This is a genomic window from Streptomyces sp. NPDC091649, from assembly GCF_044756785.1.
GTDB lineage: Bacteria > Actinomycetota > Actinomycetes > Streptomycetales > Streptomycetaceae > Streptomyces.
The window spans coordinates 676,182-693,935 of the sequence record NZ_JBIVTR010000001.1 but is presented as its reverse complement, the minus strand read 5'-3'; the positions used below and the strand labels follow the sequence as shown (position 1 = coordinate 693,935).

The following is a 17,754-nucleotide window of genomic DNA, read 5'->3' as shown; positions in this document are numbered from 1 at the left end:
GTGGTGAGGGGTGTGGCCGCGCTCGGTTACGGGGCGGGGTGCGGCCTCGTACGTGAAGTGGGCTGGCCCGAGGGCTACTTCATGCCCGCCGTGGCGATGCCCTGCGTGAAGTGCCGTTGCAGCGCGATGAAGACGACCAGCACCGGCAGCACGATCAGGAAGGCCCCGGCCATCAGCATCCCGTTGGAGCCGCCGGCCTTGTTGGGGTCGGTGGCGAAGGTCGCCAGGGCCACCGGGAGGGTGTACTTGTCGGGGTCGTTGGTGGCGATCAGCGGCCAGACGAAGTTGTTCCAGGAACCCAGGAACGTGAAGATCGACAGGGTCGCGAGGGCGGGCTTCACCAGCGGCATCACGATCCGCCAGAAGATGTACCACTCGCTCGCGCCGTCCATCCGGGCCGCTTCCAGCAGCTCGTCCGGGATCGACTGCATGAACTGGCGCATCAGGAAGACCCCGAAGGCCCCGGCGGCGAACGGCAGCACCAGACCCGCGTAGCTGTCGATCAGCCGGAGCTTGCTCATCAGCACGAACAGCGGCAGCAGCATCAGGTTGCCGGGCACCATCAGCGCGCCGAGCACCAGGCCGAAGACCTTGTTGCGGCCGACGAAGTTCAGCTTGGCCAGGGCGTAGCCGAGCATCGAGCAGAAGACCAGGTTCGAGACGGTCACCAGGACCGCCACGATCACCGAGTTCATGAAGTACAGCGGCAGGTCCAGCTTGTCGAGCAGCTGCCGGAAGTTCGCGAGGGTCCACTCGGTGGGTATCCACACCGGCGGGCTGGCCGACAGCTCGCTCTGCGTCTTGAAGGCGGACAGCCCCATCCAGAGGAAGGGCGCCGACATGATCAGCAGGCCGAGCGAGAGCAGGACGTAGACCAGGGGGCGCGCGGTGTCCCGCTTCCCGGCGACCTTGGCGGGTGCCGGGGCGTTGCCGCTGTTGGCGCTCATTTCGTGTTGTCCTTCAGCAGTCGGAGCTGGAGCACCGTGATGCCCATGATCACCACGAAGAGGACGTACGCCATGGCGCTCGCGTAGCCCATGTGGAAGAAGTTGAACCCTTCGCGGTACATGTTCAGCGAGACCGTGAGGGTCGAGTCGGACGGGCCGCCCTGGGTCATCACGAACGGCTCCTCGAACACGTTGAGGTAGCCGATCGTCGTGATCACCGTGGCGTAGAGGAGGGTCGGCCGCAGGAGCGGGACCGTGATGCCCCGGAACTCCTTCCAGACGCTCGCGCCGTCGAGCTTCGCGGCCTCCCGTACCTCGGTGGGGATCGCCTGGAGGCCCGCGATGAACAGCACCATCACCGTGCCGACGTTCCGCCAGACCGCCATGACGATCAGCGACGGCATCGCCAGCGCCTCGGAGCCGAGGAAGTCCGGTGCCGTCCAGCCCACTTCGGAGAAGAGGCCGGCGATCAGCCCGTCGCTCGGATGGAGGACGAACCGCCAGACGACGGCCACCGCGACGATGGTGGTGACCACCGGGGCGTAGAAGCCGACCCGGAAGAAGGTCCGCGCCCGGTCGATGCCGTTGTTCAGCAGAACGGCGACGACCAGCCCGATCCCGATGGTCAGCGGCACGCCGACGACGACGAAGTACCCCGTGTTGAAGAGGGACGTGAGGAACTTCTCGTCGCCGAAGAGACGGACGTAGTTCTCGAACCCGATGAAGTCCGCTTCCCACGGCCGCGTCACGTTGCGCAGCCCGAAGTCCGTGAAGCTCATCACCAGCGTGGCGAGGATCGGGAATGCCATGAAGACGGTGAACAGGACGAGGAACGGGGTGGAGAACAGCCAGCCCGCCGCGTTCTGCACGCCCATCGAGGGCTTGCGGTCCCGGCTGTCCCGGCCGGCCGGGGACGGTGCGGCCCCGGGCTTCCGGGGGCCGCGGGCCTTCTCGGTCGTGGTGCTCATGGCTACTGCTTCACGAGACCTTCGATCTCGGACTGCGCGGTCTTCAGCGCGTCCTCGGCGGAAGCCTTGCCCTGCGTCACCTTGGCGATGGCCTGGTCCACCTTGTCGGTGATCTCGGTCCAGTTGGCCAGGGACGGCGAGGACTTGGCGGTGTCCATCTGCTGCTTGAAGGTCTGGAGGACGGCGTCCTCGGCGAGGGCTCCGGACTCCCACGCGGAGGTGTTGGCGGGCAGGTCCTTCGTCCGCTCGTACCAGTCCGACTGGCCCTTCGTGTCGGTCAGGTACTCGATGAACTCGGTGGCCGCGGCCTTGTGCTCGCTGTCCTTGGAGACGACCAGCGAGGAACCGCCGGCCATGGAGGTGGAGGAGGCGTCCGCCGGGACCTGACCGATGGCCCACTTGCCCTTGATCTGCGGCTGGCCCTCGTCGAGGAGCGTCACGTGCCAGGGGCCGCCGAAGAACATCGGGACCCGGCCGTTGCCGAAGTCCTTCACCACGTCGTAGCCGGGCTGCACGGACTTGTCGGAGAGGCCCTTGTCGAAGTACGAGCCGTACTCCTCCAGCGCCCTGACGGCCGCCGGGCTGTCGATGACCGCCTCGCCCTCGCCGTTGACGATCTCGCCGCCCGCCGAGTACAGGAAGGGGTAGAAGTTCTGCACGGTGTCCAGGCCGCTGGGCTGGATGGACAGCCCCCACTTCGTGCCGGCCTTCTCCCGGTAGGCGGTGGCCAGGTCCTTCAGCCCCTTCCAGTCGGTCGGAGCCTTCGTCACGCCCGCCTTCTCGGCCAGGTCCGTGCGGTAGTAGAGGACCCTGGTGTCGACGTACCACGGCACGCCGTAGGCGGTGCCGTCGACCTCGCCCTGCTCCCAGCCCGCCGGGAAGAAGTCCTTCTTGTCGAAGACCTTGGTGTCCACCGGCTCCAGCACGCCGAGTTCGGAGAACTCGCCCAGGTAACTGCCGCCCATCTGCGCCACGTCGGGCAGGGTGCCGGCCGCCGCCGCCGAGACCAGCTTCTGGTGGGCGACGTCCCAGCCGATCGGGGTCACCTTCACGGTGATGTTCGGGTGGGCCTTCTCGTAGACCTCCGCCACGTCGGCGAGCTTCTCGCCCTCGGCCCCCATGGCCCACACGGTGAGCGTCTGCTTCTCGTCCGCCGCGACGTCGCCGCCGGAGGAGCCGCAGGCGGAAAGGGTCACGGCGAGCGCGAGCGCTATGCCGGCGGGAGCGGTTCTGGCGATGCGGGACATGGGAGGGCTCCTCCTTGAGCAATCCGGAAGCTGCGCGATGTATGCGCTGCCTGTAAGCGCATACATCACTCTGCTCCAGACCTTCGGGAATCCGCAAGAGGGTGCTGGGTCACACTCGTGCAACGTGCTCGACGCCCCGGCGCCTTGTTGTCGAACGCCTCGCTGTCGAACCGTAAACGCACTGTTTGTTGAACAACAGGCGATGTGACCGATACGTCGTTCCATGCCCGGAGCGGGGAGCTTCCGGGCCGGAGTCGGAGTCGGAGTCGAAGTCGGAGCCGCCCGGGCGGGGCAGGCGGGGGCGGTCCGACGTCGGGGCCCGGGCCGGGACCGGGCCTGCGTCGGGGGCGGGTCCCGGCCGGGCGAGGGTCCGCACGGCGGGGCCGCGTCCGGCGTCTACGCTCGCGGCATGGCCTCATCCGTCGCGCTCTCCCACGGCTTCCCCTTCGACCCGGCCTACGGGTACGGCACGCCGGAGGCCCTGCTGACCGTCCCCGCCCCGCCCGCCCCCGACGGCTTCGACGCGTTCTGGCGCGAGCGGTACGCGCGGGCCCGGGCGGTCGACACCCGGCCGGTACTCGGCCCCGTGGAGGGCGAGCGCGACGGCGTACGCCTCCACGGCGTGACCTACACCTCCGTGGGCGGCGTCCGCCTCGGCGGCTGGCTCGCCCTGCCCGCCGAGGGGCTCGTGCGGTACGGATTCGTCATCGGGCACGGCTACGGCGGCCGGCCGGGACCCGGCCGGGACCTCCCGCCGCCGCTGCCCGGGGCCGCCGTGATCCTGCCGTGCGTACGGGGCATGGGGGAGCGGGGCCGGGTCGAGGGCATCCCCGGCCTGGCCGACCGGCACGTCCTGCACGGCATCGGCTCCCGCGACACCTACGTCATCGGCGACTGCGCGGCCGACCTGTGGTGCGCCGCCACCGCCCTCACGGCACTCGTCCCGGAACTGGCGGGCGCCGGCCTCCCGGACGGGCCCCGCCTCGGCTACCTGGGCGAGAGCTTCGGCGGCGGCCTCGGGGCCCTCGCGCTGCCGTGGGACGACCGCTTCGGCGCGGCCCAGCTCACGGTCCCCACGTTCGGCAACCACCCGCTGCGCCTGACCCTGCCCTGTGCCGGCAGCGGCGAGGCGGTACGGGCCCACCACCGCGAACACCCCGGTGTCACCGACGTCCTCGGCTACTTCGACGCGGCGACGGCGGCGACCCGGCTGACGCTGCCCACGCTGGTCGCGGCCGCGCTGTTCGACCCGTCCGTGCCGCCGCCGGGGCAGTTCGCGGTGCACAACGCGCTGGCGGGCGAGCGCGAGCTCCAGGTGCTGACGGCGGGGCACTTCGCGTACCGGGGGATGTCGGCCGAGGCGGCGGAACTGGACGCGAACCGGACGCGCTTCTTCGGGGAGCGGCTGCGGCCCGCCGGACCCCGCCGGTGACCGACGGGCGGTCGGCCGAGAGGCGCTTCGCCGCGGGCGTACGTCGCGGGCGGGCGCGGCAGCGCTGACTCGCGGCCGCGCCGCCCCGGGGGACCCGGTGATCCCGGGCCCGGCCGACGCGGCCCCGGCTCAGCCGCAGCCGCAGCTCTCGCGGCGGGTCACGGAGACCGGAAGCTCCAGCGAGACCGGGGCGCGCCCCGGGTCCGCCAGGCGCTGTACCAGCAGCTCCACCGCCTGCTCGCCCAGCCGTCTGATCGGCTGCCGGACGGTCGTCAGGGACGGGCGGACGATCCGGCTCAACGGGATCCCGTCGAACCCGGTGACGGCGATGTCCTCGGGCACCCGCACGCCGCGCCGCTCCAGCGCCTGGAGCGCGCCGACCGCCAGCTGGTCGTTGGCGAACAGCATCGCCTCCGGCCGCTCCACGCCCGTACCCTCCGACCGGTCCAGCAGGGCGCCGGCCGCCAGTGCGCCCTCGGCCTGCGTCATCATCCCGGCGCGCAGCTCCGGCCGGGGCGGCACGGGGAGGCCCGCGTCCCGGCACCCCTCCTGGAAGCCCCGGAACCGGGCCTGGGCGTCCGGTGCTTGCTCCTCGCCGCCGATGAACGCGAGCCGGCGCAGCCCGTGGTCCTCGATCAGGTGGCGGGTCAGTTCGCGCTCGCCCTCCGCGTTGGCCACCACGATGTGGTCCAGGTGGTCGATCTCGCGCGGCCCGGCGAGCATCACCACGGGCAGCCGGCGCGATATCACTTCCAGGTCCTCGGTCGGCACGGTCCGGGCCAGCACGGCGAACCCGTCCACCCGCCCCGCGACCTTCGCCACCAGGCTCTCCGGCCCGCCGTCCAGCGAGGCGGCGATCAGCAGGGCGTAGCCGTGCCGACGGGCCGCCCGCTCCATGCCCCGGATGATCTGGTCGGAGTAGAGCATGACGGCCTGGTCGTCGTCCGCGTCACTCGCGGCCGCCGCGGTCTCGGCGTCCGGGTCCGCGTAGTCGGGGAAGCAGAGGCCGAGCACGCCCGTGGTCCGGCTGGCCAGGCCCCGGGCGCTCCCGCTCGGCACGTACCCCAGCTCGCGGGCCGCCTCCATGACCTTCTCGCGGGTCCGGGCGCGTACGGAATCGGGGTTCCGGTAGACCCGGGAGACCGTGGCAATGGAGACGCCCGACCGCTCGGCGACGTCGTACACCGTGGGGGCACTCACTCGACCGACCGTCCGCTTCTTCTTCCGCGGCGCCGCGCCTGGCGCGTGCGCTGATACCGGGCCGGCGGCGTGCTCGCCGGCCGATGCGATCACGGGGGTCGTGAAAGCGCATTCACCCTAAATCCCAGGCCGCGAAGGGGGCAAGGCGGCCGGGGCGGGGCGGGTCGCGCGCGGCCGTGTGCGTGGGGGAGCCCTGCGGCCGTGTGATCCCGGGCCACCTGCGGCCTCTGCGCCGGGAGTCCCGCCGACACCGGCGCGTACACGCCCTGCCGGGCAGCCGCGTCCTCTCCGACCTCTTCCCACAGCCGCCACGGCGGTCCAGTGGGCCGGGGCTCGACGGCGTACGTCGCGGGCTCCATCAGCGGAGGATGAAGCGGGGCGTCCCGCCACCGTGCGCCGCCGGGAGTGGCGCGGATCGCGGGAAAACGTTCCTCCGGCCGGGTGAGGTTGCGGCTCCCTCCGCCGTGTCTGCGCCCCCTCGCGCGAGGGGGCGTTTTCAGTGGGCGGAAGGAATCAGTGTGATCAACTGCAAATGCCACCACACACGCACTATCCGGTCCATTCCGGTACGGGGTGGTCCGGGCCGGCCCCGGAGGTATCAGCCATGTCCCACGTCGGCGTCCCGCGCGGGACGGTTCGAAAGCGCCGATCGCTCGCGCTCCTCACGACGGGAGTGCTCACGATCCCGGTGCTGGCGGGGTGCAGCTCCGGCGGCGAGGAGACCTCCCGGGGCGTGCCCCAGGACATCGCGCCCGCGGCCCGCGAGGCGGTCGCCGACGGTTCGACGGTGTCTTGGGCGGTCGACGCGGTGCCCGCCACCTTCAACGCCTTCCAGGCCGACGCGGACAGCGCCACCACCCGGATCACCGGGGCCCTGCTCCCGACCCTCTTCCCGATGGACGCCTCCGGGCAGCCGAAGCTCAACCCGGACTACCTGGAGTCCGCGAAGATCATCGAGCGGGAGCCGAAGCAGGTCGTGCTCTACAAGCTCAACCAGCAGGCGGTATGGAGCGACGGGCGGGAGATCGGGGCCCCCGACTTCGTCGCCCAGTGGCGTGCCCTGCGGGGCAAGGACTCCGCGTTCTGGACCGCCCGCAACGCCGGTTACGAGCGGATCGAGAAGATCGAGCGAGGCGCGGACGACCTTCAGGTGAGGGTCACGTTCTCCAAGCCGTACGCGGACTGGCGCGCGCTGTTCTCGCCGCTCTACCCGAAGGAGATCACCGGCTCGCCGGACGCCTTCAACGACGGCGCGCGCACCACCCTGAAGAACACCGCCGGACCCTTCGTCCTGCGCAGCGTCAGCAAGGCCAAGGGAACGGTCACCCTGGCCCGCAATCCGCGCTGGTGGGGCGACAAGGCCAAGCTGGACGCCCTCGTCTTCCGGGCGGTCGCCGCCAAGGACCGTACCCGGGCGCTCGCCGACGGCACGGTGGACGTCGCCGACATCGACGCCGCCACCGCCGACCGCATCGCCCTCGCCCACCGCGACCGGGGCAACAACGGCCAGCCGCTCGCCCACGGTCCGGGCTCGCAGACCTCGCCCGCCGCGGCCCTGCGCTCCTGGGCCCTGGCGCACGGCTCCGACGAGGACGCGGCGGAGATCGCGCAGGCGGCCCGGGAGAAGAACCGCAAGGCCGTCATCGCGTACACCGCGGAACAGAAGGCCCTGCGCGACTACGTCGTGCGCAAGTCCCTGGAGCCCGCCTACACCCAGCTCGCGCTGAACGGGGAGTCGGGTCCGCTCGCCGACGACCGGGTCCGCCGGGCGGTGGCCCGCGCCCTGGACCGCCAGGAGCTGGCCCAGACGGTGCTGGGCCCCCTGGGCCTTCCGGCGAAGCCGCTCGGCAGCCACCTCGCTCTCGTGGGCCAGCCCGGCTACAAGGACGGCAGCGGGGCGCTCGGCGAGCAGAACACCAAGGAGGCCCAGGCCCTGCTGGCGGACGCCGGCTGGACGCGGGGCGGCGCGGCCCAGCCGCCCAAGGACACCAAGGCGGGCAGCGAGGCGGAGAAGAAGGGCGACGAGGACTCGAAGGAGGCCAAGGAGGCCAAGGAGGCCAAGGAGGCCAAGGAGGCCAAGGACGAGAAGACGGCCAAGGAGGCCGAGGAGGAGAAGGCAGCCGCCGAGGAGAAGGCGGCCGAGAAGGACGGCGAGAAGGCCGAGGACGGCGAGAAGGCCGCGGCCGGGAGCGAGAGGGCCGACCGGGCCGCGGAGGACAGCGCCGCCTCCCGCGAGGAGGGCCTCTACATCGTCGGCCAGGACAACAAGCCCGGCGCCCTCGCCCCCGCGCAGGCCCTCTCCACCGGCGGCGGCTCCGCCGTCCACGTCCTGGCTCCCGCCCGGACGGCCGCCGCCCAGGGCGCCGCCCTGCTCCGGCAGGCCGGCGCGCTCGGCGAGGACGACGCCGTCGCCGCGCGGGACAAGCGTCCCGGGGGAGCCGCCGGAGCGTACGCCCCCGTCGGCACCGCCGCTCCGGCGCCCGCCGCGGCCAAGGGGCAGCTCGGCAAGGACGGCAAGGCGCTGACCCTGCGCTTCGTACTCCCCTCCGGGCCCGGATCGCAGTCGCTGCGCAGCGTCGGCGACAAGATCGCGGCGATGCTGGAGAAGATCGGCATCGGCACGGAGATCACCAAGGTCCCCGACGAGAGCTACTTCAAGGACCACATCGCCTCCGGCGCGTACGACCTGGCGCTCTACTCCTGGCCCGCCACCGCCTACCCGGCCACCGACGGACGGCCCATCTACGCCAAGCCGGAGCCCGCCACCGACGGATCGCTCCTCGTGGAGCAGAACTACACCCGGGTCGGCACCGACCACATCGACCAGCTCTTCGACCGGGCCGCCGCCGAACTCGACGAGAAGGCCGCACGCGAGCTGATGAAGCAGGCGGACGCCCGGATCTGGGCCGCCGCCGGATCGATTCCGCTGTTCCAGCGCCCGCAGCTCGTCGCGGTCGACAAGAAGCTGGCGAACGTCGGGGCGTTCGGTTTCGCGGCCCCCCGTTACCAGGACATCGGGTTCAAGAACCGGCAAGCGGCAGGATCCTCCGCAGACCGGAAGAAGTAGCGAGGAAGCACCACCGGCCTCCGCCGCCAAGCTCAGATACACCTCAAAACCCTTGCCCGCCGGTTCCGCCGGCGGGCAATGTGGTGTCTGCCCTGACCCGGGCCGTTCATCGCTTCGCCGCTCCTCACCACCCCCACAGCCCGCCCGCATTCCGGCCTTCGACGGGCCCGGCAGTACCTTGACACCGGCTGAATATCGCCTGAATCACACGGGAAGACCGCCTCTGCGGATCGGCCTGGGAAGCCCTGCGGGCCCGAGGCCCGTACGATGGTACGAGCCGTGGCGTGCCGCCCGGCGGGCGTACGAGGACTCGAAGACCGACTGAGACGCCTGATCCCACGATCCGAGAGAAGCGCAAGCCACCCATGCCCACGCGCCACGACATCCGTAACGTAGCCATTGTCGCCCACGTCGACCACGGCAAGACCACGCTGGTCGACGCCATGCTCAAGCAGGCCGGAGCGTTCGCCGCCCACGCCGCCGAGCACCTCGACGACCGCATGATGGACTCGAACGACCTGGAGCGTGAGAAGGGCATCACGATCCTCGCCAAGAACACGGCGGTGAAGTATCACCCCAAGGACGGCGGGGACCCGATCACGATCAACATCATCGACACCCCCGGCCACGCCGACTTCGGTGGCGAGGTCGAGCGCGGCCTGTCGATGGTGGACGCGGTCGTGCTGCTCGTCGACGCCTCCGAGGGCCCGCTGCCCCAGACCCGCTTCGTGCTGCGCAAGGCGCTGGCCGCGAGGATGCCGGTCATCCTGTGCATCAACAAGACGGACCGCCCCGACTCCCGGATCGCCGAGGTCGTCGACGAGACGTACGACCTGTTCCTGGACCTGGACGCGGACGAGGACCAGATCGAGTTCCCGATCGTCTACGCCTGCGCCCGTGACGGCGTCGCCTCGCTGACCAAGCCCGAGGACGGCACCGTCCCGCCGGACAGCGAGAACCTGGAGCCGTTCTTCAACACCATCCTGTCGCACGTCCCCGCCCCGGAGTTCGACGCGGAGGCGCCGCTCCAGGCGCACGTCACCAACCTGGACGCCGACAACTTCCTCGGCCGTATCGCGCTCTGCCGCGTCGAGCAAGGCGAGCTGCGCAAGGGCCAGACCGTCACCTGGATCAAGCGTGACGGCACCATGTCCAACGTCCGCATCACCGAGCTGATGATGACCGAGGCGCTCACCCGCAAGCCGGCCGAGAAGGCCGGCCCGGGCGACATCTGCGCCGTCGCCGGATTCCCGGACATCATGATCGGCGAGACCCTGGCCGACCCCGAGAACCCGGTCGCGCTCCCGCTGATCACGGTCGACGAGCCCGCCATCTCGATGACCATCGGCACCAACACCTCGCCGCTCGTCGGCAAGGGCGGCAAGGGCCACAAGGTCACCGCCCGTCAGGTGAAGGACCGCCTGGACCGCGAGCTGATCGGTAACGTCTCGCTCCGCGTCCTGGACACCGAGCGCCCCGACGCCTGGGAGGTCCAGGGCCGCGGTGAGCTCGCGCTCGCCATCCTGGTCGAGCAGATGCGCCGCGAGGGCTTCGAGCTGACCGTCGGGAAGCCCGAGGTCGTCACCAAGCAGATCGACGGCAAGACGCACGAGCCGATCGAGCGCATGACGATCGACTCGCCCGAGGAGCACCTCGGCGCCATCACCCAGCTCATGGCGACCCGCAAGGGCCGTATGGAGACCATGACGAACCACGGTTCGGGCTGGGTCCGCATGGAGTGGATCGTTCCGTCCCGCGGCCTCATCGGCTTCCGTACGGAGTTCCTGACCCAGACCCGCGGCACCGGTATCGCGCACTCGATCTTCGAGGGTCACGAGCCGTGGTTCGGCGACCTGCGCACCCGTCACAACGGCTCGCTGGTGGCCGACCGTTCGGGCTCCGTCACGCCGTTCGCGATGGTCAACCTCCAGGAGCGCGGTGTCATCTTCACGGAGGCCGGCACCGAGGTCTACGAGGGCATGATCGTCGGCGAGAACTCCCGCGCCGACGACATGGACGTGAACATCACCAAGGAGAAGAAGCTCACCAACATGCGTGCGGCCTCCGCGGACACCACGGAGAACGTGGTCCCGGCCCGCAAGCTGTCGCTGGAGCAGTCCCTGGAGTTCTGCCGCGAGGACGAGTGCATCGAGGTGACCCCGGAGACCGTGCGTATCCGCAAGGTCGTCCTGGACGCCAAGCAGCGCGGCCGCACGGCCTCGCGCGCCAAGCACGGCTGACCCCCGGTCGGCCCCGGCCGGGACGGCCCGGCGTCCTGGCCGTACGGCTGACGTCCAGGGCGGGTAGCGCTGACGTCCCGACGTGAGGGCCGTACCGCCGGCGGCTCCCGATCCGTACGGGCGGCATGCGTCCCGTACGGCCGCCATGGCTTACGCCGCGGCCCCATCGGCCCCTAGAATCGCCCGGTCGCCCCCTGAGGGCTTCCGGGCGGTCCTGTATGCGGCCCCGGGCGGACTCGGAGCCCCGTATGCGGCCCCGGGCGGACTCGGAGCCACACGCTCCGTATGCGGAGACCCTCCGCGCCCTTCCGGGTCTGCCGGACGGCGCGTCAGCACAGCCATGGACACAGGGCCCGGCCCGCCACGGACACGGTGGCGGGCCGGGCCTTCGTCAATCGCTTTTTCTGACCGCGGTGTCCGGATATCGGGGGTCGCTCTCCGGAACATGTGTTAACAGTCCGTTTCGGGCGTGTCTGTCTGGGATCAGTTTGTCCGGATTTCGGTCACACAAGGCGGGCTGATGTTGTCAAACCGAGACCCTTTAAGTGTGGTTTACAGCCCGGCCGTACTCAATAGTTGGCTCCATTGAGCTCGGGTCAATGGGTCACGCACTGTGGGGAGTGCCGACTCACGAGCACACTCGGGGCACTGAACGATCACCGTCAGGGGTGTCGGTGAATCTCTCCAGTGCCCCTCTTGTAGTCAAAAGTGGACTCATGAGGAGGAAACCCATGCGCGGTGCCAAGAGCGCCAAGTGGGTCGCGGGAGCGGCCGTCATCGCCCTGGCCGCGACTGCCTGTGGCGGAAGCGACAGCAGCGACGAAGGCAAGAAGAACACGTCGGGCCAGCCCGCCGGTTACGTCTCGATCGACGTCGGTGAGCCTCAGAAGCCTCTGATGCCGGCCGACACGAACGAGAGCAACGGCTCCTACGTCATCCAGTCGCTGTTCACCCAGCTGCTGGACTTCGACGACAAGGGCGAGATCGTTCTCACGAACGCCGAGTCCGTCGAGACCGAGGACTCCAAGACGTGGACCGTCAAGCTCAAGAAGGGCTGGAAGTTCCACAACGGTGAGGCCGTCACCGCGCAGTCGTACATCGACGCGTGGAACTGGTACGCCAACGTCGAGAACAAGCAGCAGAACGCCTTCTGGTTCTCGGACATCGCGGGCTACGCGGACGTCCACCCCGAGAAGGGTGCGCCGAAGGCCGACAAGATGTCGGGTCTGAAGGCCGTGGACGACACCACGTTCACGATCGAGCTGACCAACAAGGTCCCGTACTTCAACTACAAGCTCGGCTACGCGACGTTCGCGCCGCTGCCCAAGGTCTTCTACGACGACCCGAAGGCGTTCGGCCAGAAGCCGATCGGCAACGGCCCGTACACGTTCGAGAAGTGGACCCACAAGAAGCTCATCCAGGTCAAGGCTTGGGACGAGTACCAGGGCCCGAACAAGGCTGCCAACAAGGGCATCCAGTTCAAGAACTACTCGACCGTCGAGGCCGCGTACCAGGACGTCATCTCCGGCAACCTGGACATGATCCGTCAGGTCGGCCCGCGTGACCTCCCGAAGTACAAGTCGGACCTCGGTGACGGCGCCATCGACCAGCCGTACGCGGCGATCCAGTCGCTGAACCCGGCGTTCTACTCGAAGACGTTCAAGGACATCGACCCCAAGGTCCTCCAGGGTCTGTCCATGGCGATCGACCGTGACACCATCACGAAGACCGTCCTGAACGGCACCCGCATCCCGGCGACGAGCTTCACGCCCCCGCAGGTCAAGGGCAACCAGACGCTCGACTCCGACATCCTCAAGTTCAACCCGGCCAAGGCCAAGGAGCTCATCGAGGAGGGTGGCGGCGTTCCGGGGAACAAGTTCACCATCCAGTACAACGCCGACGGTGGGCACAAGGAGTGGGTGACCGCTGTCTGCGAGTCCATCCGCAACGCCACCGGGGTCGACTGCGTGGGCGACGCCAAGCCGGACTTCCCGACCGACCTCGAAGCGCGTGACAACAACGAGGTCAAGGGCTTCTACCGCGGTGGCTGGGTGGCCGACTACCCCGTCAACGTGAACTTCCTCAAGGAGCTCTACCACTCCAAGGCGGAGTCGAACAACGGTCGCTTCGCCGACAAGGAGATCGACGAGCTGATGGCGAAGGGCGACAAGGCCGACTCGCTGGAAGAGTCGGTCGCCGCCTACCAGGAGGTCGAGAAGGCCCTGGTGGACAAGATGCCCGCCATCCCGCTCTGGTACTACGCCATCAACGGCGGCCACGGCAAGAACGTCGACAACGTCAAGGTCGACTTCCACGGTGACCTCGAACTGACCGGCGTCACCGTCAAGTAAACGCCTGCGGGTCATTCCCCAACTGGCCGTCATCCGCCCGTGCTGCCCCTCAGCACGGTCGGTGGCGCGGGGGTCGTCTCTGCGAAGAGGCGGCCCCCGCGCCGCAGTTATCCCCACACGGAGGCACCCATGGGGCGCTATGTCGCACGACGACTGCTCCAGATGATCCCGGTCTTCATCGGGTCGACCCTGCTGGTCTTCCTGATGATGTACGCACTGCCCGGCGACCCCGTCAGAGCGCTTGCCGGTGAACAGCACGTAGATCCCTCGCAGATCGCTGCGATGAAGGCCGAGTACGGACTCGACCAGCCGATCTGGCAGCAGTATTTGAACTACCTGGGCAAGTTGTTGTTCCAGGGAGACCTCGGCACGCAGATCGGGACGCAGCGTCCGGTCGCCGAAGTCATCTCCGAGGCTTACCCGATCACCGTCAGGCTCGCGATCTTCGCCTTCGTCTTCACGGTCGTCGCCGGAATCTCGCTCGGCATCATCGCGGGTCTCAAGGCCGAGTCCCTCCGGGACCGCGGTCTGCTCGGACTGACGCTGGTGCTGATCTCCATGCCGTCCTTCGTGCTGGGCTTCCTCGTGCAGTACTTCTTCGCGTTCCAGCTGGGCATCGCCAAGCCGAACGTGAGTCTCGAACCGACCAGCACCGAGTTGATCATGCCGGCCATCGTGCTGGCGTCCCTGTCACTCGCCTACGTGGCCCGCCTCACCCGTACCTCGGTCGCCGAGAACCTGCGCGCCGACTACATGCGTACGGCTGTCGCCAAGGGGCTGCCGCGCCGCCGCATCATCGGGGTCCACCTGATGCGCAACTCGCTCATCCCGGTCGTCACCTTCCTCGGCACCGACATCGGCGCCCTGATGGGCGGCGCGATCGTGACCGAGGGCATCTTCAACATCAAGGGTGTCGGCTCGCTGGTGTTCGAGGCGCTTCGCAAACGTGAGGGCGCCACGGTCGTCGGCGTCGTGACCCTGCTCGTCATCGTCTATCTCGTCTGCAGCCTGCTCGTCGACCTGCTCTACGCGGTCCTGGACCCGAGGATCCGGTATGCCTGACTCCACCGCACTCAAGAGCACCGACGTTTCGGACACCGCCGTCGAAGCGGCCGCCCCGGACGCCGGGCCCGCGCCCGGCAAGCCGCGCAGTCTCTGGTCGGACGCCTGGCACGACCTGCGCCGCAACCCGCTCTTCATCATCTCGATGGTGCTGATCCTGCTGCTCGTCGTCATGGCGATCTTCCCGGGGCTGTTCACCAGCGCTTCGCCGCGCGACGCCAACCTGGCCGAGCACTACCTCCAGCACCCGAACTGGGGGCACTTCTTCGCTCCCGACTGGCTCGGGTACGACGGCCAGGGACGCTCCATCTACGCGCGCGTCGTCCACGGGGCCCGCGCCTCCATCATGGTCGGTGTCGTCGTGACCATCGCGGTCACCATCACCGGACTGGTGATCGGCATGCTCGCCGGCTACTTCGGCGGCTGGATCGACACGATCCTGTCCCGTGTCACCGACGTCTTCTTCGGCGTTCCCTTCATCGTCGGCGCCATGGTCATCCTGACCACCTTCGAGGAGCGCTCCGTCTGGGTCGTGATCCTGTCGCTGGCCTTCCTCGGCTGGACGTCGATCGCCCGTGTCGCCCGCGGCTCGGTCATCACGATCAAGCAGGCCGACTACGTCGTCGCCGCCCGGGCGCTCGGCGCCTCCACCACCCGGATCCTGACGCGGCACATCCTGCCGAACGCCATCGCTCCGGTGATCGTGGTCGCCACCATCGCGCTCGGCGGTTACATCGCCGCCGAGGCCACCCTGTCGTTCCTCGGCATCGGCCTCGCCGAGCCGACGGTCTCGTGGGGCATCGACGTGTCCGCCGCGGCGGCCCAGCTGCGCAACGCCCCGTACGTCCTGATCATCCCCTCGGTGATGGTCTCGATCACGGTGCTGTCCTTCCTGATGTTCGGCGATGCGGTCCGCAACGCCCTCGACCCCAAGATGCGCTGAGGGAGGCGTTCGTGACCACCATCGACAAGACGGCTCACGTCCCCGCACCGCGGGAGTCCGTGAGCGGCGACGGTCCCCTGCTCGACGTCCGTGACCTGCACGTGGAGTTCCACACCCGCGACGGTGTGGCCAAGGCGGTCAACGGTGTGAACTACACCGTCAGCGCCGGCGAGACGCTCGCCGTGCTCGGCGAGTCCGGCTCCGGCAAGTCCGTGACCGCGCAGACCATCATGGGCATCCTCGACATGCCGCCCGGGAAGATCACGCAGGGCGAGATCCTCTTCCGCGGCCAGGACATGCTGAAGATGTCCAACGAGGAGCGCCGGCAGATCCGCGGCCAGAAGATCGCGATGATCTTCCAGGACGCGCTGTCCTCGCTGAACCCGGTGCTCTCCGTGGGCTACCAGCTCGGCGAGATGTTCCGCGTGCACCAGGGCCTGTCGCGGAAGGAGGCCCGGGCCAAGTCCATCGAGCTGATGGACCAGGTCAAGATCCCGGCCGCGGCGGCCCGCATCGCGGACTACCCGCACCAGTTCTCCGGCGGTATGCGCCAGCGCATCATGATCGCCATGGCGCTGGCCCTGGAGCCGGACCTGATCATCGCGGACGAGCCGACCACCGCGCTCGACGTGACGGTGCAGGCCCAGGTCATGGACCTGCTGGCCGAGCTCCAGCGCGAGTACAACATGGGTCTGATCCTGATCACCCACGACCTCGGCGTCGTCGCCGACGTCGCGGACAAGATCGCCGTGATGTACGCGGGCCGGATCGTGGAGACGGCCCCGGTCGGCGAGCTGTACAGCCGCCCGGCCCACCCGTACACCAAGGGCCTGCTGGACTCGATCCCGCGTCTGGACCAGAAGGGCCAGGAGCTCTACGCGATCAAGGGCCTGCCGCCCAACCTCACGCGCATCCCGGCGGGCTGTGCCTTCAGCCCGCGCTGCCCCAAGGCACAGGACATCTGCCGCACCGACGTCCCGCCGCTCGCCCCGGTGACCGAGCAGGACGGCCTTGAGCTGGTCGGCCGCGGCAGCGCGTGCCACTTCTGGAAGGAGACGATCCATGGCTGAGCTCAAGAAGGGGCCCGTGGACGCCACCCCGAACGTCTCCGACGTGGAGGCCGCGGACGCCGCGACCGAGGCGGAGGCCGTATCCGCCGTCGGCGCGCCCGTCAGCCAGGGCGAGCCGATCCTCCAGGTGCGGAACCTGGTCAAGCACTTCCCGCTGACCCAGGGCATCCTCTTCAAGAAGAAGATCGGCGCGGTCAAGGCCGTCGACGGCATCTCCTTCGACCTGTACGCCGGCGAGACCCTCGGCATCGTGGGGGAGTCCGGCTGTGGCAAGTCCACGGTCGCCAAGCTCCTGATGACGCTGGAGCAGGCCACGTCCGGGGAGGTCTTCTACAAGGGCCAGGACATCACCAAGCTGTCCGGCCGGGCGCTGAAGGCCGTGCGCCGCAACATCCAGATGGTGTTCCAGGACCCGTACACCTCGCTGAACCCGCGGATGACGGTCGGCGACATCATCGGGGAGACCTTCGAGATCCACCCCGAGGTGGCCCCGAAGGGCGACCGGCAGCGACGCGTCCAGGACCTGCTGGACGTCGTCGGGCTGAACCCGGAGTACATCAACCGCTATCCGCACCAGTTCTCCGGCGGCCAGCGCCAGCGCATCGGCATCGCCCGCGGCCTCGCGCTCAACCCGGAGATCATCATCTGCGACGAGCCGGTCTCCGCGCTCGACGTGTCGGTGCAGGCGCAGGTCATCAACCTGATGGCGCAGCTCCAGGACGAGTTCAACCTGTCCTACCTGTTCATCGCGCACGACCTGTCCATCGTCCGGCACATCTCCGACCGGGTCGGCGTGATGTACCTCGGCAAGATGGCCGAGATCGGCACGGACACGCAGATCTACGACCACCCGACGCACCCCTACACCCAGGCGCTGCTGTCGGCGGTCCCGGTCCCCGACCCGTCGGTCCGCGAGGGACGCGACCGGATCATCCTGAGCGGTGACGTCCCGTCACCGGCGAACCCGCCCTCGGGCTGCCGCTTCCGCACCCGGTGCTGGAAGGCGGAGGAGCGCTGCGCGACGGAGGAGCCCCTGCTGGCTATCCCCGAGCGCTTCGTCGCGGGCACCACGCCCGCCACGCACGAGTCGGCGTGCCACTTCGCCGACGAGCGGTCCGTTCTCGTCAGCTGAGGAAGTGCACGCGGCGTGACCGTTTCCGGTACCTGAACGGCAGATGCCCGGTCCCCCGCGGGGGACCGGGCATCGTCGCGTTTCCCTCCGCGCCC

Annotated in this window: 12 protein-coding genes; 8 read left to right on the top strand and 4 right to left on the bottom strand. The window is 69.4% G+C overall.

Annotation, left to right across the window (positions count from 1 at the left end):
• Window positions 1-74: 74 nt before the first annotated feature.
• The 3 genes from ACIQMU_RS03030 to ACIQMU_RS03020 are packed head-to-tail and all read right to left on the bottom strand — an operon-like array spanning window position 75 to window position 3,162.
• Window positions 75-947: a carbohydrate ABC transporter permease gene (locus tag ACIQMU_RS03030; RefSeq protein ID WP_402688100.1), complete on the bottom strand. Its 873-nt coding sequence runs from the start codon at window positions 945-947 to the stop codon at window positions 75-77.
• Complete coding sequence (locus tag ACIQMU_RS03025) at window positions 944-1,915, bottom strand: carbohydrate ABC transporter permease (protein WP_402688099.1); 972 nt, start codon at window positions 1,913-1,915, stop codon at window positions 944-946. The genes ACIQMU_RS03030 and ACIQMU_RS03025 overlap by 4 nt, the downstream gene beginning before the upstream one ends.
• 2 nt (window positions 1,916-1,917) lie before the next feature.
• The gene (locus ACIQMU_RS03020; RefSeq protein WP_402688098.1) at window positions 1,918-3,162 is read right to left on the bottom strand and encodes a sugar ABC transporter substrate-binding protein; all 1,245 of its coding nucleotides are present in this window, start codon (window positions 3,160-3,162) and stop codon (window positions 1,918-1,920) included.
• 409 nt (window positions 3,163-3,571) lie between these two features.
• Here ACIQMU_RS03020 and ACIQMU_RS03015 point away from each other — a divergent pair, with 409 nt between their 5' ends.
• Window positions 3,572-4,594, top strand: a complete 1,023-nt coding sequence (locus ACIQMU_RS03015) for an acetylxylan esterase (protein WP_402688097.1) — start codon at window positions 3,572-3,574, stop codon at window positions 4,592-4,594.
• Between the two features lie 129 nt (window positions 4,595-4,723).
• Here ACIQMU_RS03015 and ACIQMU_RS03010 read toward each other — a convergent pair whose 3' ends face one another.
• Window positions 4,724-5,794 carry a LacI family DNA-binding transcriptional regulator gene (locus ACIQMU_RS03010; RefSeq protein WP_402688096.1) on the bottom strand — a complete coding sequence of 357 codons (1,071 nt, stop codon included), beginning with the start codon at window positions 5,792-5,794 and terminating at the stop codon, window positions 4,724-4,726.
• A gap of 604 nt (window positions 5,795-6,398) precedes the next feature.
• On the opposite strand from ACIQMU_RS03010, the gene ACIQMU_RS03005 reads away from it, so the two are divergent.
• From ACIQMU_RS03005 to ACIQMU_RS02975, 7 genes are all read left to right on the top strand, one after another.
• On the top strand, window positions 6,399-8,861 hold the full coding sequence (locus tag ACIQMU_RS03005) for an ABC transporter family substrate-binding protein (RefSeq protein ID WP_402688095.1): 2,463 nt from the start codon (window positions 6,399-6,401) through the stop codon (window positions 8,859-8,861).
• 365 nt (window positions 8,862-9,226) lie between these two features.
• Entirely contained in the window at window positions 9,227-11,101 is a 1,875-nt protein-coding gene (gene typA, locus ACIQMU_RS03000; RefSeq protein WP_352238022.1) for a translational GTPase TypA, read from the top strand.
• 731 nt (window positions 11,102-11,832) lie between these two features.
• Window positions 11,833-13,452, top strand: a complete 1,620-nt coding sequence (locus ACIQMU_RS02995) for an ABC transporter substrate-binding protein (protein ID WP_352238023.1) — start codon at window positions 11,833-11,835, stop codon at window positions 13,450-13,452.
• A 129-nt stretch (window positions 13,453-13,581) separates the two neighbouring features.
• Window positions 13,582-14,514, top strand: a complete 933-nt coding sequence (locus ACIQMU_RS02990) for an ABC transporter permease (protein WP_352238024.1) — start codon at window positions 13,582-13,584, stop codon at window positions 14,512-14,514.
• Complete coding sequence (locus ACIQMU_RS02985; protein WP_352238025.1) at window positions 14,507-15,457, top strand: ABC transporter permease; 951 nt, start codon at window positions 14,507-14,509, stop codon at window positions 15,455-15,457. Before ACIQMU_RS02990 ends, ACIQMU_RS02985 begins: the two co-directional genes overlap by 8 nt.
• An 11-nt stretch (window positions 15,458-15,468) precedes the next feature.
• Entirely contained in the window at window positions 15,469-16,527 is a 1,059-nt protein-coding gene (locus tag ACIQMU_RS02980; RefSeq protein ID WP_352238026.1) for an ABC transporter ATP-binding protein, read from the top strand.
• Window positions 16,520-17,659 (top strand): dipeptide ABC transporter ATP-binding protein, encoded by a 1,140-nt coding sequence (locus ACIQMU_RS02975; RefSeq protein WP_352238027.1) that lies wholly within the window; start codon window positions 16,520-16,522, stop codon window positions 17,657-17,659. The genes ACIQMU_RS02980 and ACIQMU_RS02975 overlap by 8 nt, the downstream gene beginning before the upstream one ends.
• The last annotated feature ends 95 nt before the right edge of the window (window positions 17,660-17,754 follow it).

Bases quoted from the DNA above. Each gene is read 5' to 3' on its own strand.
- typA (WP_352238022.1), top strand. From the start codon at position 9,227: ATGCCCACGCGCCACGACATCCGTAACGTAGCCATTGTCGCCCACGTC.
- ACIQMU_RS03020 (WP_402688098.1), bottom strand. From the start codon at position 3,162: ATGTCCCGCATCGCCAGAACCGCTCCCGCCGGCATAGCGCTCGCGCTC.
- ACIQMU_RS02985 (WP_352238025.1), top strand. From the start codon at position 14,507: ATGCCTGACTCCACCGCACTCAAGAGCACCGACGTTTCGGACACCGCC.
- ACIQMU_RS03015 (WP_402688097.1), top strand. From the start codon at position 3,572: ATGGCCTCATCCGTCGCGCTCTCCCACGGCTTCCCCTTCGACCCGGCC.
- ACIQMU_RS02990 (WP_352238024.1), top strand. From the start codon at position 13,582: ATGGGGCGCTATGTCGCACGACGACTGCTCCAGATGATCCCGGTCTTC.
- ACIQMU_RS02995 (WP_352238023.1), top strand. From the start codon at position 11,833: ATGCGCGGTGCCAAGAGCGCCAAGTGGGTCGCGGGAGCGGCCGTCATC.
- ACIQMU_RS03025 (WP_402688099.1), bottom strand. From the start codon at position 1,915: ATGAGCACCACGACCGAGAAGGCCCGCGGCCCCCGGAAGCCCGGGGCC.
- ACIQMU_RS03030 (WP_402688100.1), bottom strand. From the start codon at position 947: ATGAGCGCCAACAGCGGCAACGCCCCGGCACCCGCCAAGGTCGCCGGG.
- ACIQMU_RS03005 (WP_402688095.1), top strand. From the start codon at position 6,399: ATGTCCCACGTCGGCGTCCCGCGCGGGACGGTTCGAAAGCGCCGATCG.
- ACIQMU_RS02975 (WP_352238027.1), top strand. From the start codon at position 16,520: ATGGCTGAGCTCAAGAAGGGGCCCGTGGACGCCACCCCGAACGTCTCC.